The 16,367-nt window shown below is 43.0% G+C and carries 14 protein-coding genes; 7 read left to right on the forward strand and 7 right to left on the reverse strand.

Annotated features, from left to right (window positions below):
* The first annotated feature begins 198 nt into the window (after positions 1 to 198).
* From CJD36_RS02745 to CJD36_RS02780, 7 genes are all read left to right on the forward strand, one after another.
* Complete coding sequence (locus CJD36_RS02745; RefSeq protein ID WP_105037563.1) at positions 199 to 2,274, forward strand: hypothetical protein; 2,076 nt, start codon at positions 199 to 201, stop codon at positions 2,272 to 2,274.
* Between the two features lie 164 nt (positions 2,275 to 2,438).
* Positions 2,439 to 3,743, forward strand: a complete 1,305-nt coding sequence (locus tag CJD36_RS02750) for a hypothetical protein (protein ID WP_105037564.1) — start codon at positions 2,439 to 2,441, stop codon at positions 3,741 to 3,743.
* Between the two features lie 648 nt (positions 3,744 to 4,391).
* Positions 4,392 to 5,630: a hypothetical protein gene (locus CJD36_RS02755; protein ID WP_105037565.1), complete on the forward strand. Its 1,239-nt coding sequence runs from the start codon at positions 4,392 to 4,394 to the stop codon at positions 5,628 to 5,630.
* Positions 5,631 to 5,657: 27 nt separating this feature from the next.
* Positions 5,658 to 5,954: a hypothetical protein gene (locus tag CJD36_RS02760; RefSeq protein ID WP_105037566.1), complete on the forward strand. Its 297-nt coding sequence runs from the start codon at positions 5,658 to 5,660 to the stop codon at positions 5,952 to 5,954.
* A 556-nt stretch (positions 5,955 to 6,510) separates the two neighbouring features.
* Positions 6,511 to 6,729 (forward strand): hypothetical protein, encoded by a 219-nt coding sequence (locus CJD36_RS02770; RefSeq protein WP_105037568.1) that lies wholly within the window; start codon positions 6,511 to 6,513, stop codon positions 6,727 to 6,729.
* Positions 6,730 to 6,786: 57 nt separating this feature from the next.
* Positions 6,787 to 7,005: a hypothetical protein gene (locus CJD36_RS02775; RefSeq protein ID WP_105037569.1), complete on the forward strand. Its 219-nt coding sequence runs from the start codon at positions 6,787 to 6,789 to the stop codon at positions 7,003 to 7,005.
* 945 nt (positions 7,006 to 7,950) lie between these two features.
* Entirely contained in the window at positions 7,951 to 9,852 is a 1,902-nt protein-coding gene (locus CJD36_RS02780) for a DNA topoisomerase IV subunit B (protein ID WP_105037570.1), read from the forward strand.
* Between the two features lie 83 nt (positions 9,853 to 9,935).
* Here the strand turns inward: CJD36_RS02780 and CJD36_RS02785 are convergent, their stop codons facing one another.
* The 7 genes from CJD36_RS02785 to CJD36_RS22945 form a co-directional block, all read right to left on the reverse strand.
* On the reverse strand, positions 9,936 to 10,346 hold the full coding sequence (locus CJD36_RS02785; protein ID WP_105037571.1) for an OsmC family peroxiredoxin: 411 nt from the start codon (positions 10,344 to 10,346) through the stop codon (positions 9,936 to 9,938).
* Positions 10,347 to 10,471: 125 nt separating this feature from the next.
* The gene (rpsP, locus tag CJD36_RS23860) at positions 10,472 to 11,002 is read right to left on the reverse strand and encodes a 30S ribosomal protein S16 (RefSeq protein ID WP_105037572.1); all 531 of its coding nucleotides are present in this window, start codon (positions 11,000 to 11,002) and stop codon (positions 10,472 to 10,474) included.
* Between the two features lie 411 nt (positions 11,003 to 11,413).
* Complete coding sequence (locus CJD36_RS02795; RefSeq protein ID WP_161499183.1) at positions 11,414 to 12,802, reverse strand: monooxygenase; 1,389 nt, start codon at positions 12,800 to 12,802, stop codon at positions 11,414 to 11,416.
* Complete coding sequence (locus CJD36_RS02800) at positions 12,786 to 13,724, reverse strand: YihY/virulence factor BrkB family protein (protein ID WP_105037574.1); 939 nt, start codon at positions 13,722 to 13,724, stop codon at positions 12,786 to 12,788. Before CJD36_RS02800 ends, CJD36_RS02795 begins: the two co-directional genes overlap by 17 nt.
* A gap of 299 nt (positions 13,725 to 14,023) precedes the next feature.
* On the reverse strand, positions 14,024 to 15,157 hold the full coding sequence (locus CJD36_RS02805; RefSeq protein ID WP_105037575.1) for a cysteine desulfurase family protein: 1,134 nt from the start codon (positions 15,155 to 15,157) through the stop codon (positions 14,024 to 14,026).
* Positions 15,158 to 15,331: 174 nt separating this feature from the next.
* Positions 15,332 to 15,625 carry a hypothetical protein gene (locus CJD36_RS22940; protein WP_133162464.1) on the reverse strand — a complete coding sequence of 98 codons (294 nt, stop codon included), beginning with the start codon at positions 15,623 to 15,625 and terminating at the stop codon, positions 15,332 to 15,334.
* Complete coding sequence (locus CJD36_RS22945; RefSeq protein ID WP_133162465.1) at positions 15,622 to 15,939, reverse strand: hypothetical protein; 318 nt, start codon at positions 15,937 to 15,939, stop codon at positions 15,622 to 15,624. Before CJD36_RS22945 ends, CJD36_RS22940 begins: the two co-directional genes overlap by 4 nt.
* Positions 15,940 to 16,367 lie beyond the last annotated feature (428 nt).

Here is a 16,367-nt window from a genome sequence, read left to right on the forward strand (position 1 = left end):
ATAGTTTGTTTTCAGGTAAATGATTTAGTGCTTTAGAATAGCTAAGATATTGTTTTTCTTTTGGCTATACAAGTTATTGGTAAATAATAAATTGTTAATGAAAATATACAAAAAACTATAGAAAATAGGAATAGTAAGATTTTAGGTGACCCCTACTTTAGCCGTGTAAAAAATTATTCACCTAAAACTTTTAAAATTATGCCGGGTCCAATATTGCCTACCCCCGTCTCCTTCGACGAGACCATTCAAAACCTCAAATCGCTGCAGGACTCTTTTAAGCCCGATATCTGCACCAACAAAGAGCCGCTTATAGATTTCGCCAAGACCGGTACTTCGCCGGTACTCGATTTTAATATGCCGCAGTCTACTGCCTTTGTGTCTTATGGACGTATTAATGTGCCGATAGACGAAAAGTGGTTTAAGCCCTTTGCGTTGAAGGCACCGACAAACAATTATTACAACGTCATACAGAATATGACCACCGATCAGGCCAATACGCTGTTCCACAGCAATGTTGTAGCACCCTCGGCGGCAACGGGCATATACTTGGCTACCCTTCCCGGGAAGCCTGAACACTACTATGCTACTACCGACATTAACAGACTAAAAAACGACCAACCGGTAGCCAGCCAGGCGGCGGCTTTTGGTGGTGGCGGCGGCCAGGCTACGGCGCCGCAATTTAACGTTGGCAATATGAATTTTGCTACCGCACAGCCTGTTGCTGTGTCTGCGGCGCCACGCATATCTCAGATGGCCGAGCTAGCTAAGCAGGGCGGGCTGCGCCCGGTAATGATGACACGGTTAAACAACAGAGCACCGGTTACCAGGTATGTGGCTAAGCCGCCCGAGCCGCACCCAAGGATAGTGGTGATAGAGGAATACACTACATCCTCTTTTCTGGGCAATTATGGCGCGGGCAAGGTGGTAAAAACCCTCTCGCTGATGCCGGGTGAGCGCACCACTATAAGTGTACGCACCTATAAAGACATGGTAAGCACGCGCGAAAGTGCACAGAACGTGCTGGACAGCCTATCTGACAGCAGTGCTACCGAGCTGGATAACCTGATGCAGAAAGAACAGGGGGATATGACCTCTTCATCCGACACGTCGGGAAGTTCGAGCGCAGCCTTCAGTACCCATACCGATGCGCAGAATTCATCAAAGTCGTTCAACCTCAGCCTTAGTCTGGGATTTCCGGGTGTAGGCGTTGGTGGTGGCTACGGGCAGAGCAGTACCGATGCATCTAGCAATGCCAGCGGCTGGAACAATAACAACAGTTATGGTCATACCGGTGCCAGAAGCTCTAATGTAAATACCATAAATAGTGCGCTCAATAAGCATGTAATATCCAGCAATAGCAACAGGCAGATCAATGTAAATACTTCCACATCAGACAGCACCCGCAGTGGCGAAGAAGACACTACGGTGCGCGAGCTGGTGAACTACAATAAGAGCCGCGTACTCAACTTTATGTGGCGTCAGCTGCTGCAGGAGTATACAGTTATAACGGCTTTGACTAACCTTAAGTTTGCCTATACAAACGGCTACCCCGAGACATACACGGTTGTAGACCTCAACAACCTCGAGAATATGATCAAAGATCTTATTGCCGATGGTCCAGATCCGCTAAAGCCCGAGGAATACAGAGATGCCCTAAGGTGCGCCCTGCTGCGTAACTATTGCGTGGTAATGGACTATAAAGATGAAGTACAAACCTTCCTGGACTGTGTAGAGGTAGGAGTAGGTGGCTGCATGACAACGTGGTTCCCCACAATGGTATGCCCCGAGACCATAGAGCGCTACTGGCGCATACCTTTTAACCTGGAGCAGACGTATGTGCCACCTCTGGGCAACAGCATAACCGTAAAAGGCATAATACTATCGGTAGAGAAGCAAACCCTGCAGACCTCATCGCTCATAGCCGATGCATTGCTGGGCCGTGGTGAAGCACTCGACTGCTTTAACCAGAAAGCACAGGATGCTGAGAGCATGGCATCACTTATTAATAATATGGCAGCTATACAGAGCGTTCAGAACAGCATACAGCAAAGCTCTGTAGACCTTGACATGGCGGCTCAACAGCTGGAAATAGGTGATAAGACTATAGACAAGATGCAGGTAGATATGGATGTGATCAAGCAGCAGATTGATGTTATCACTTCTGTTAACGTTCCTTCAGATCAGGCCGCCAACTACAAAAAGGTGTTTGGCAGTTGCTGCCCTACGCCACAGTACACCGGTGGCTGCGGCTGCGGATGTGATGATAAATGCTGAGTTTAAGAAGGCCTCACCCCAACCCTGGTTCGACAAGAGCTCACCATGACAAGGGAGATGGAGATGATATGAGCGCATCAACAAACTCGATAGTACAATTTCCTTCCTGTCCTGCATTGTGCAGGGCAGGAAGTTTTTAAAACCTAAATAAAAACAATAACAATATGCCTGACCAACCCCTATATGGAGACGACGGTATGACCGAAGAAGGTATGGATAGTTATACTGGAGACAGTTCTACGGATTCGCCTACCACATCAGTGTCATATGATAATGGAATGCCGGTCACACCACCCAATTATTATACACCTTCTGGTAATAATATATTAAATACGAGTGCTGTTACAACACCGTTGCAACCAATATTTTATTTTCCGGATACAAGCAATGTGGTAGATAATATGCCACGCGCTAACCCTGGAAGCGGTAGAAATTATTTGCGTGGTCATATAGCTGATTCTTCGATAACAACTGGTAAATTTGGTGCGTTGAGCAGTAAATTAGATGTTACTAACTTTAGTTCTGCCGAAGGATCACTTTTTAATTCAGACAATAATGAAAATTATTTTTTGGAAAGCTATGCCGGTATTGAAAGCATCATAGATCCAACAGATGAAGAACTAAAGAGTGTTGAAATGATTATTATTGTCATTTGCACAATTAAGGAATATAGTAGATGCAATAAATATAACAACAAAGTAGTTGGCAAAACTTATTACATAGTAAAGAAAACAATGGCTAACGCCGAAAAAGCATTTTCTGCTTTCGTATCAAAGAAGCTTAAAAGAAAATCATTTGATAAAGTAATAATAGATACTCATGGTTTTATTGGACTAATATTTGTTAATGGAGAAGTTGAGAATAACGTTGGTACGTCGTTTATGGATTCTGACAACTTTTTGAATCCTAAAAACGCTACTATGGCGATGGATGCTGGCGGCTTGAGAATAATATTACAAAAAATCAGCAAGGACGGCCAGGTTGTATTTTTACCCTGCATGACTGGCTGCTTTAAAGAAGAAGCACGTGAAAGATGGCCATATGATGGTCGCGAACTGGGTAAGGATTTACATAAGGTTAATTTAAAAAGTACACTTTACATAGGTCAAGCATTTAATAATGGCTCAATCAATGATATGGGGGATCTTTATTATCATTATTTTTTAAACGTTAGGCCAGCTATAACATGGGGTTTTAAGTATGAATATCATGATAAACAATATGTAAACCACCCCAAAATGGGATTTGTGAAATTTCAAAAAGGAAAAGATTTAGATTTGGGATCGCTAACCGATAGAGATGGGAATTTGCTTATAAGTGGGAAGGTGGCGATGATAATTGAAGCAAATAAAAGCGGTGAAAGTTCTGTCAACGGTTATCATTTATCATCTTATGATAGACAATCAGAAGAGGTTAAGAAAGATTCTGTAGAGCTAAATAATAGACTAAATAAACAATATGCAAAATAAAAACAAAAATAGAAATATCATGAAAAATATTTTTTTTATGTTTTTGTGTTTGTACCTCCAGAGTTGTCATACGCCTCACAAATATCTACTTCATTCATATAAATTTAGGCTAATAAAGGCATCATTTCCTGGCGGAGAAGATTCATTAAATAGTTTTTTAGTCGCCAACCATAGTACGAATATTTGCATACCTGATTCGTTAAATTCCTACGATGATAGTTTCTACCGTCAGTCGGTATTGTTTTCGATTGACAGAAGTGGAAATATAATTGACACATCATATGGAGTTTGGTCAGGTATTTACTACTGTGTAGCAGATCTAAATAATATTATTAGTAAAATGCCCAAATGGACTCCTTGCTATTTAGTACATAAAAAAACAAAAAAATACATTGATTGTTCTGTAGGGTTTTCTGTTAAATATTATTATTGTAAATATAATAAAAGCAAATAGTGATAACTGCGGCTCGCTGTACTCTGTTTTAAAAAAGTTGTAGCTGAGAGAAGCCAATAGGCTTAGTTCGTTTGGTAGAGATCTACCGATTTCCTGAAAAAAAAGCACATTTCATTATTTTTCGCTTTATAGTTGGAATATACCGCCTCCGCAGCACAGGAAGTTTTTTACTCATTCTATACAACAATGACATTATGCATATACAATACCATGATCCTTACTCAACATACTGGAAAGACAAGTATAAAACACTACCCAATGAAGTAGGCCCATATGCTGAAAATAAAGAAAAAAGCCCGGCATGGATGCGCTCAAAGGGTCTGCGGTATGGTGGGCAGGATGGCGGTGGTCACTTCTGGGTATCGAAAAGTGGCGATATTTACTATTTTGATGACGTAGCATCTGGCAGCAATAGCGATACGGAAAATACAAATACCAATAACGCAGGCAACAACTATAATTATACACCTTCGGGCAATAATATACTGAACACCAATGCTGTTACTTCGCCGCTGCAACCGATCATCTATTGGCCGAATAACAGTAATAGTGTTGATATAACGCCACGTGCTAACCCGGGTAGTGGCAAAAATTATGAAAATGGCCATATTGCAAGTTCATCCGCAGCAACTGGTAAGTTTGGTATAACAGAAACGGGTGGGGTAACTAACTATGGATCTGTACCAAGGGATCAGGTTAATTCGACGACTAATGAACCGATGACTGAAGCTGGCAACATTAAGCCAATTGCAATAGCCGATGATCAATCATCTGGTGGCTGCGATGGAGATAGCTATTTGTATATTGTGCCATTGAATGACAATAAATATGATAAGGCGGCAAGACAAGAATTTTTTGATTATATGAATGACAGATCTGGTGGAATATTTAAGTTTTGCCCTGACAATGACGGAAAAGTAATATTGAAAAACAAAGCAAAAGATTGGCTATCCGTAGAAGCATCTCCAACAGTCTCCAAAATACTTGCCCATACTGTGTGTAATGCAATTGAAGGGGGAGTCGGATTTAATGGGGCTTCATTAATGAATCATAGAATAGAATTGAAAACAACTGATTTTGAAAAACCACTTGATGCAAACGGTGCGGCTAATCGCAATTGGGAAAATATTGAAAAAAATAACGGTTGTTTTTTTGATGATTTTCGAACAGGTATGATAGATGTATCTGATTTTAGAAATTTATTGAATTTATCACAACATGGTTTGATAAATGGGATAAAATTGTCTAATGAAATTATACAAGCGGCCATTATTGGGCATGTTGTTTGTGAAAGGTCAGCATATGTTTGGTATAATGTTTGGCAAAATTTAAACATATCAGACAATAACATATATCATCAATATGCAACTTCAGCTCATCCAAAAGGAGTGAAGAGAGAACGCGCAATAATAAATGAAATGGCAACAAAATAATTAGAGAAAAAAGTCAAAGTTGCTGATGTGCGTTTAATACCTATTGACGATATTGCAGTGAAAAAAAATCAATTTTTTGAATTTGACCCTAACGATACAAAATATCAATCTAGTTATCCAATTCCCAATATCTATCCATTTGACCCATATGTTTCAGGAGATACAAAAAGACCAGGCGCTATTATTTTCATTTGGACAGCGTATGTAAGATCCAAACAACTTTTCCCAAATTATGTCACAGCAGCTCAGCTTGTTTATGATGAGAAGTTTAATTTACCTAAACTAGGAGTGGATAGTGGTTTTAAGAAAAATCCAAATTTGTAAGTTATGAAAACGTCATTGTTGTTTATACTATTACAGTTAACGGTATGGAGTTGTTACGCGCAACAATTTATTCCCTTCTATGACACAAATAATCATCTACATATCGCTGTCCCTAGTGTATATTCAATAAGGAGTCTACCAACATCTATTTTTGGTTGGTATTTTGTGTTCGAACAAATGCCCGAGAAGGCTGTATTTATTAGCATCAGGAAGAATAGTAACCCAAGTTTATTTATTAATGCACACAAAACAAATGCCTATTTTAATTGTTTTACAACAAATAAAAAAAAGGTATTTACTTGAGCAATAAATTCCGAAGTAGTAGGAAAGCGTTTTATAAACACGATAATAAAATTGATTTAGGAAATCCCGATGGTCATTTTAGAATAAATGATAGCTTCTATTTAGAAAGGACAATATACTATGCATTTATTAATAATAATGATGTTTTTATATTGGAGTTTAGTTGCCCACTAGATAGATATGAAGAATGTCAACCTATTTTTTTGAAAATTGCCGATTCCGTATATTTTTATTAAAAATAAAACCAACCATTATGACGAACCAGACAAAAATATTCTCTACACCCGGCGTGGCTGCTACACACGTAGCCTATGTTACCGATCTGGCCAATAATTTTATACGTGCGGGTATTGGGCATGGGTATTCAGCGTTTAATATAAGGCAGGTAGTAGTCACTCCCTATGATCCTGCTTTCGATCGCAACTGGTACACACTGCAGGTCGATTATTACGACCCTTCAGTTTATGAGTAGATAGCAGTTAGTACATCCTGTTTAGTTCACTTATTTCATTTATCCCCCTTATCCTTTATGACCAACCAGGCAAAAGTTTTTTCGATCATAGATACCGATCCTGCCACAGGCATAGCCAACGTAACCTCTGATGTAAACAATTATATAAGAGGTGCCATACTAGACGGCTTTTCCAATTTCTGCATAGGCCAGGTAGTTGTTACCCCTGCCAACACCAGCTACGCCCGCAACTGGTATACTGTGCAGGTAGATTATTATAACCCAGGTATAATGTAGATTACCCGGAATACCATACGTTCCCCACATCTCTTTGCTCGGCGTAGTCTTCTTGACTACGCCCCACGCGGCTGGCGGTCTCTGACCGTCGTCATGGTCTGCATATAATACCAAATAGACATTTATTTCACACTTTTGGATGCATCAACCACTCTCCTCCTTTTGAAGGTGCCGGCAACGGCACGAGCGTAGCTCTGTACCCAAAGTTTCGGCTTTTTCTGCCGAAACTTTGGGGGAGGTGGTTACTGCATTTGGTGTATTTTTAAAGTCGAAACGGTATAAACTATACCAACCCACAAAAATAATTTCCCTCAAAATCAACTTTAAGTACACCTATTCAACACATTGACGGTCCATACTTTACAATAAGATATTCGAATTGTTGTGGATATCTTTATTTCCCAAACTCATTTTCCCGCATTAATTTACACCCAAATCCAGGTGTAAACCTGTAGGCTCTTTGACACTATGAACCATCATCACAACCACCTGCAAACATCGTAGGGGCTGAAAATCTTCAGCCCTAAACCCACACACTCAAGCCCTAATCATTCAAACATGGTCAATCTGTGAAATCTGTGCAATCATTTAAAATCTGTGATTCAGACAAACACTTTGCCACTTTTCACAAAAAATGTGGCAACAACTGGCAGAAAGTGGCAGAAAGTGGCAGAAAGTAGCAGAAAGTAGCAGTTTGTTAAAATCGGCTGAAACCCACACCCGAAAAGTATCTTAGCCCAAACCACTCAACCAGAACTGCCACTTTTATGAAAAACTGCCACTTTTCAAAACATTACTGCTCGGTCGCGGGAGTTAGCGTAGCACTCTGTGACGACTAGTTTATCGGGTCACTGACACTACACAATATCTCCATCATTCAAACACGTAAATCACAAATCACAATTGACCCATTTAATGTAAATTGCGCTTCAATAATAATTACTAATGGCAGAGTTGCTTAATCAATATAATGAAGATAGTATCCGCTCGCTCGACTGGAGAGAGCATATAAGACTGCGCCCCGGTATGTATATAGGCAAGCTGGGCGATGGCAGTAGTGTAGATGATGGTATCTATGTGCTGGTAAAGGAGGTTGTAGACAATTGCATAGATGAGTTTGCAATGGGTCAGGGCAAGCGCATAGAGCTGAAGATAGCCGAGGGCGAAGTTTCTGTGCGTGACTATGGCCGTGGTATACCGCTGGGTAAGGTGGTAGATGTGGTGAGTAAGATCAACACCGGTGCCAAATACGATAGTAAAGCGTTTCAAAAGTCAGTAGGACTTAACGGTGTGGGTACCAAGGCGGTAAATGCACTAAGTAAGTATTTTAAGGTAGCTTCTTTCCGCGAAGGGCGCACCAAGGTAGCCGAGTTTGAACAGGGCATTTTGACAAAGGAGCACAAGGAAACAGATACCACCATGGCCAATGGTACAATGGTAGTTTTCCGCCCCGATGATACCGTGTTCCGTAACTATCACTTCCTGCACGAATACCTTGAAAATCAGGTCTGGAACTATTGCTTCCTCAATGCCGGCCTGCAGATCAACTTCAACGGACGTAACTATATCTCTAAAAACGGCCTGTTAGACCTCCTTACCCGCAAGACCAATGCCGAGTCACTCAGGTATCCGATCATTCACCTGAAAGGAGACGATATTGAAGTGGCAGTTACCCACAATGGCGACTATGGCGAGGATATTTATTCATTTGTAAACGGACAGCATACTACACAAGGCGGTACCCACCATGGTGCATTCAGGGAAGCCTATGTAAAGGCAATCCGCGATTTCTATAAAAAGGATTATGATGCTTCCGATGTCCGCCAGAGTATTTGCGCTGCTGTAGCTGTGAAGGTTCAAGAGCCGGTATTCGAATCGCAGACAAAGACCAAACTGGGATCTCAGTATGTTTTTGAAGGAGGTCCGTCTATGAAGTCATTTATCGGCGATTTTCTCAATAAGGAACTCAACAACTTCCTTCATAAGAACCCCGCAATTGCCGATGCACTCAAGAAGCGCATAGAGCAGAGCGAAAGAGAACGCAAAGAACTATCAGGTATCCGCAAACTGGCCAATGAACGCGCCAAAAAAGCCAACCTGCACAATAAGAAGCTAAGAGATTGCCGCATACATTTTAATGACGATGTTCCGGCTAAAAACAAAGAGGAGTTTCAGCAGAAGAAGTGGGAATCTACCGTATTTATAACGGAAGGGGATAGTGCGAGCGGTAGTATCACCAAGAGCCGCAATGTGGAAAGCCAGGCGGTATTCAGTCTGCGTGGTAAGCCATTGAACTGTTATGGTCTTACCAAGAAAGTGGTGTATGAAAATGAAGAATTCAACCTGTTGCAGCATGCGCTGAATATAGAAGAAGGTCTCGACGGGCTCCGCTATAACAACATTGTCATCGCTACCGATGCCGATGTGGATGGTATGCACATCCGCCTGCTCATTATGACCTTCTTCCTGCAGTTCTTCCCCGATCTGGTACGTGGTAACCACATCTATATCCTGCAGACCCCATTATTCCGTGTGCGCAACAAACAGAAGACCATCTACTGCTACAGCGATGAAGAGCGTCAGCGTGCTATCCACGAGATAGGCTCTAAAGCCGAGATCACCCGATTTAAAGGATTAGGTGAGATCAGCCCCGAAGAGTTTGCCCGTTTCATTGGCGATGACATCCGTAAAGATCCCGTGCTCATCAGCCAGGACACGCAGATACAGAAGTTGCTGGAATACTACATGGGCAAAAATACCCCTGCCCGCCAGGTATTCATCATCGACAACCTGCGCGTAGAAAAAGACCTTGCTGAAGAGCTGGGTGTGGAATTGGCAGAAGCCTAGAGTGAATAAATTATTACATCAATAAAGAAGCCCGTTCAAATGAGATTTGAACGGGCTTCTTTGTATTTAGTCGATTGATATTATTACGCCAATGCAGCAGTCAATTTCTTCTCGCAGTTATACAACTTAGAGATAGGGCAGTTTTCCTTAGCGTTTTCAGCACACTCCTGGAATTTTTCTGCTGTGATGCCCGGTATCTTGCCGGTTACATTCAGTTCGCTCAGGGTGATGGCACCATTGTCGAGGGTAATGTCGCAACGGGTAGTCAACTCATCTGGAGTGAAGCCGGCTTCGTTCAATACGAATGTCAGCTTCATGGTAAAGCAACCTGCGTGAGCAGCTGCTACCAGTTCTTCAGGGTTAGTACCAACGCCTTCGGCAAAGCGGCTAAGGAATGAATATTGTGTCTTGTCAAGAGTAGTACTTTGTGTGGTCAGGTGGCCTGTACCTTCTTTACCTGTTCCGTTCCATACGGCTGTAGCATTACGTTTCATGTGTCTGTTATTTTTATTGAAGTAAAGATAAAGAATGACCTGTCAAATAGAACAGCAAGCACAAAAAAATCCCCGCTTTTGAGGGCGGGGATCGGTTATATTTGAGTTAACTCGGAGGCTAAATACTAAGCTTCAGCAGCTTCTGTATCTGTAGCTTCTGTTTCAGTTGCAACAGCATCATCAGCAGTTTCAGCAGCAGCAGCAGCAGCTATTGCCTTTTCAGCGTTCTTAGCTTCTACCTGGCGAACTGATTCGGTCATAGTGCTATGACGCTTGTCAGCTTTGTGCTTACGGTGAGCTTCTTCACGACGTGCAACCAGTTCTTCATGTTCGCCATTCCATGCTTCGAATTTCTCCATTGCAGTAGCTTCGTTGAACAAACCAAGAGATACACCACGATAAAGGTGCTTCAGGAACAATACACCCTTGAAAGACAAGATACGACGGCAAGTGTTAGTTGGCTCAGCACCTTTCTGCAACCAGTACAAAGCGCGTTCGCGGTTCATACGGATAGAAGCAGGAACAGTCAATGGGTTGTAAGTACCTAACTTTTCGATGAATTTACCATCGCGCGGAGCGGTAGTGTTAGCAACTACGATAAAGTAAAACGGACGCTTTTTAGATCCGTGTCTCTGGAGACGAATTTTTACCGACATAAATAATTGAAATTATTTGGGGGTTAACAATAAAATTTGGACTGCAAATGTAGCTTTTAAAATGGAAACTTAAACACATTTCTATAGTTTTTTCTAAAAGTTTTCTTAAAAACTTGTAGACTGTTTTTGCATTGGTTGATGCGTTTTGCGTCTGTCCTTCCGCTTCATTACTTTTCTTTGTGCTGCCGTCCCGCAATCAGCGGGATAAACTCCGAAAAGTAACAAAAGAAAACGGCACTTTTTCGTATCGCTCCGCGCGAAAAAGAAGCTAAACTGCGTGCCGTTGTGGTTGGCCAGACCGCTCTTCGCAAGCTCAGCCAGCGCTTCTATCTGCCAGGTAATTGGATGCTACAAAGGTATTTCGTTGCCCGACACCAAGTGCTTTAGGGGATAAACTTTTACCTTAACCCACTACTCCAGACTCAGCTGCTCATCTCCTTCTTTATAGGGCAGGTAGGTAACAATGAACTGGAACATTTCATCGGTTGCTTTCATACTGCCGTTTTGGTCGGTAACAACTTGTGGCGGACTGAATGGGTTATTGAGGTTGTCTTTTGTGTTGTCATATACACCCTCGGCTACAATGGTGCTGCCGGCAGGTATCTTCACCATCTTCTTAAAGGTGTAGAAGTACTGCCAGTTAAAATCCCAGCGAGGTATAGAGATGAGCCTGATCGTATCGCCGTTTGGTTTTAAGGCATAGGCTTTAAAGCTCTTGCCCAGCAGGTGCATATGGGGGTTAATGGTCAATACTGATATGTCCTGAGCTATTTTCAGGTGGCTAGACACATTTTTTACAGTATTGGGCAGAATGATCATGTCTGGTTCTACTTTGGCCGCACCAAGGGTACCCAGCTGAAACTCCTGCACAGGCCTGTTGGGGGGCACTTTGGTAAAGAATATGTTGATGTAGGAGGTGTCTGTTATGTCGTTTTTGCCATTAAAGCCATAGTGAATATCATTGAGCAGAAACGCTCCTTTGCGTGGCAGTATATAGCCGCCTATACCAGCGGGGTATATCTGGCCAATAGCGCCGGGCAGGTAGTTGACGACCGACTTTTGTAATACAGGGTAGCTGCCATCATCATTGGGCAGACCCATTTTTTGAAATGCTTTTACAATACCTGCAGTGTCTTCTACCATGCTTATGCTGCGGTCGCCCTCAAATACAATCTTCTTCTTCTCGAAAACGTACTTCACCATGTCTCCATTCACATGGTGCACCACATTGTTTCTGCCGGGCACAAACTCTACCAAGCTCGCAAATGTATCGGCCGGCAGCTCATAGGGCACTTTTACCAAAAGGAACTTATCTGATGCATATGCCTTCATAAAAAATGGTGCTACAGCTATGGTCATATCGGGCGCCCCTGCAAGAGATGATGGGTAATGGGGGAGCGCAGGCATTTTGTCTTTGGGCCCTTCGGGTGCGCCTTCCTTGGCCCATAGTGCCAGTACGTCTATTTCGTATTGGGTCAATACTCGCTGGCCTTTAAATTCGGTATAGTGCGGGTCGGCGGGCCATGGGGGCATCATCCGCTCTTTGGTAACAAATGCCATAGACCCGGCATATTGTTTGGCGTCCTGGTAGGTAATGAAAGCAAAGTGAGCACCTCCGTTGGGCCGGTGACAAACTGTGCAGTTGTCATATAGTATTGGTGCTACATGCTCGGTAAAGTTGACATGCGCAGGCACTTTCCTGTCTTCATTAGCTGATACTTTCTTATCACCATTGCAGCTGCCCATAAGCGCCGCCATGATAATGAACACAAACGATAAAGCACTAGACCTCTTCTTCATAACTGGCATCCTGAGAGAGTTTACCTAATAATATACTTATGTTTAGCTCATAGCCCAGCAGAATGATCACCGTATTGAGCCACACCAACACCATGAAGGCGATCAATGTGCCTATAGAGCCATAAACCTTGTTGTAATTTAAGAAGTTGTTTACCAGGAAGAAAAATACCGAAGTGGCCAGCATAGACGCCAATGTAGCGAATACCGAACCTGCCGTAATAAACTTCAACTTGTGTTTGAGTGACGGGCCGTACCTGTAAATGAAGCAGAATGTAAAGAACACGATCAGTATTAAAATGGTGATACTGAGTATCTTAACTGCTACCAGGTGAGGGAATATTTTAAGTAACAACTTGTTCAGGCTTTTGTTTTGCAGCACCAATACCGCCAGTGTCAATACCGCCACCAGTATGAGCATGACGGTAAGCTTTATAGCCATCCACCGGCGCTGCAGGCCGGTTCTTTTCTTATATAATACCTCGCTACGGTCGAAACTTTTCATTAGCCCCATCATGCCATTGCTGGAGAAGAAGAGCACCATTAAGATACCTATAGACAACACATCGTGATGCTGCTTGCCCATAAAATCTCTGATTATGCCACTTACACTGCTGTAAATACGTTGATTGGGAGTAACCAGTTTTAGTGTGGATAAGATGGTCTGCTGTACATTTTTCAGGGGTAGATAAGGTACCAGTGAAAAGATGAACAGGAAAGTTGGCGGCATGGCCATGATGAAATTATATGTAACTGCCGCAGCTCTTTCCGTCAACCTTACTTTCCTAATTTCCTGAACAAAGAACTTACTGACCTCATACAATGTTGCACCATCTACACCAGGCAATACCACACTGTGTGCCTTTTTGAACACATAGCGCACCGGGCGAAGTTTGTAAACATTTATGTCAGGTTGTTTTATCATGCCCGGGTTCAGGACTCTATTTTTAGCTTGCGAAGGTAGTTATTGTAAGGTGCATTAGGTTGTAAGATCTGCTACGGATAAACCAGGCTGCCCTAATTTATAAGGGCCCGGCCTAACGGGCAATAGTATTGAGCAAAGAGAAAGCTGCTTATACAGACATGCGATACCTTCGGCATCGGTGTTCCTTTCTATCTGTTTTTGCTATAGACATATGATGCCTTCGGCATCAATACAGTTCGTTCTATCCTATCTCTAACTTGCTTTCAAACCGTTGTCTGCTCTGTTCCTCCGCTCTCACCTTATATTAATTCCTTCAGCTTCTCTATCACCGCATCTACCTCTTCTTTAGTATTGTGCTTGCAGAAAGAGAAACGGATAGGCACCAGGCTGTCAGACTTGCCATTGTGCAGGGCCTTGATAACATGGCTTACAGAAGAAGCACCGCTTGTACAGGCACTACCACCGCTTACACAGATACCGGCCATATCTAAGCTGAATAATAACAGGTCGGATTTTTCGGTACGCGGGAAAGAAACGTTCAATACGGTATACAGGCTACGGCCATTGGTGTCGCCATTGAATAATACGCCGGGGAATAACTCCTGCAAGCGTGTACCCATATAGGTTTTGAGTCCGTTGATGTGTGCACTGTCTTTTTCGTAAGTAGCGGTAGCCATTTCAAGGGCTTTGGCAAATCCTACGATACCATACAGGTTTTCGGTGCCTGCGCGCATATTACGCTCCTGGCTACCACCGTTGATGTATGGCTTTATTTGTATGTTCTCGTTTACGTAGAGTATACCTACACCCTTAGGTCCGTGAAATTTATGACCGGCACCATTCAGGAAGTGGATATAGGTGTTCTTCAGATCGAAAGGATAGTGGCCTACGGTCTGTACAGTATCTGAATGGAAGATTGCGTCATACTTTCTGCACAATTCGCCAACAGCCTTGATATCCAGCAGATTGCCGATCTCATTGTTTGCATGCATGAGGGTGACCACCGTACGATCGGGGCTACCTGCCAGCAGTTCTTCCAGGTTGTTCATGTCTACATGACCATTAGGGGTCAGGTTTACATAACTCAGTTTTGCCTGTCCGCTATGCGCCAGGTACTCTACAGTATGCAGGGTAGCGTGGTGCTCTATAGATGATGTAATGATGTGCTTGCAACCCAGATCGCGGATGGCAGCATTGACAGCAGTATTAGTACTTTCTGTACCGCCCGAGGTAAAGAATATCTCACCCGGATTAGCATTGAGGATCTTTGCCACGCTCTTACGCGCATTTTCTATAGCCAGCTTTGTTTCCCTTCCGTAAGAATATACAGAAGACGGGTTACCAAACTTTTCAGTAAGAAAAGGCATCATTACGGTCAACACTTCAGGATCAAGAGAAGTAGTTGCGGCATTGTCAAAATAGATCCGGCTCATTAATATTGTTTAGTTGTATTAGTTATTGGGAGTACAAAAATAACCTATTCTTTGAAATTATGGGTATTGGTGATGTAAATCAGGTGTTTTGGGGTGATTATGGATGGGGGATTTAACATTTCTTGTATGTGTGGTGTGGGTGTTTGGTTGTGTTCAGTTGCTGTACCCAACCGCTTACTTACTTTTCTTTGTCCCCGAAGGATCGGGATGTACCAGCTGCCGTCCCGCAATAAGCGGGATAAACTCCGAAAGAAACAAAGAAAACGGGCATCCCGAAAGCTTTCGGGACGAACTGCTCCGCACGCAAAAGGAGCCAGGCTGCGCATTGTTGTGGTTGGCCAGACCGCTCTTCGCAAGCTCAGCCAACGCTTCTTGCTCAGCCGCCGTTGTCGTAAATTTTGAGTTAATGCCCGATGGAAATGAAAATTTGAATCGGGCATGGGGATGATGTAATGTGTTGTTTTTCATGTGGTTGTGATTTTGTGGTATGCCCGATTGTGCCCGATGGGTGTTTGGTAGTGCTCAGCTGCTTTGTCCAACCGCTTACTTACTTTTCTTTGTGCTGCCGCAAAGAAAAGTAACAAAAGAAAGCGGGCACTTTTGCGAACTGCTCCGCACGCAAAAGGAGCCGGGCAGCGTGTTGTTGTGGTTGGCCAGACCGCTCTTCGCAAGTTCAGCCAACGCTTCTTGCTCACCTTCAGTTGTCTTGAAATTTGAGGTAATGCCCGATGGAAATGAAATTTGAATCGGGCATTGGTTTGGTGTAATGTGTTGTTATTCATTTGGTTGTGGTTTTTGGGGATGCCCGATTGTGCCCGATGGGAGTTTGGTGGGGATTTGCAATTTGCCCGTCATTGCGAGGAACGAAGCAATCTCACATCGGGGTAGACGACGCCAAACACTGGTTTTTCGGGAATCGGGAGATTCCCTTCCGGTCGAACGTAGTCGGGAGACTTCGCTCAGCTGAGTTTTTGAGGGGTTTTCCGCCAATAGTGGTTTTTTGCGTTTCCGGCAGTTTTTTTTGGTGCGTTTCCTGTAGATAGCTGTGTGGATAGGGTTTTCAGAGGATTTTGAAAACCGCCAGTTTCCGCAGTTTTCCGCAGTTTTTTCGCCAATTTCCGCCGAACTACTTCTTTAGTTTTTCTATGTATGGGGCAAAATGATCGTGGTATGTCAGGGGTGGTTTATTGTTCCCATCATAGCTATTTGC

This window comes from Flavipsychrobacter stenotrophus (assembly GCF_002954265.1).
GTDB classification, from domain to species: domain Bacteria; phylum Bacteroidota; class Bacteroidia; order Chitinophagales; family Chitinophagaceae; genus Flavipsychrobacter; species Flavipsychrobacter stenotrophus.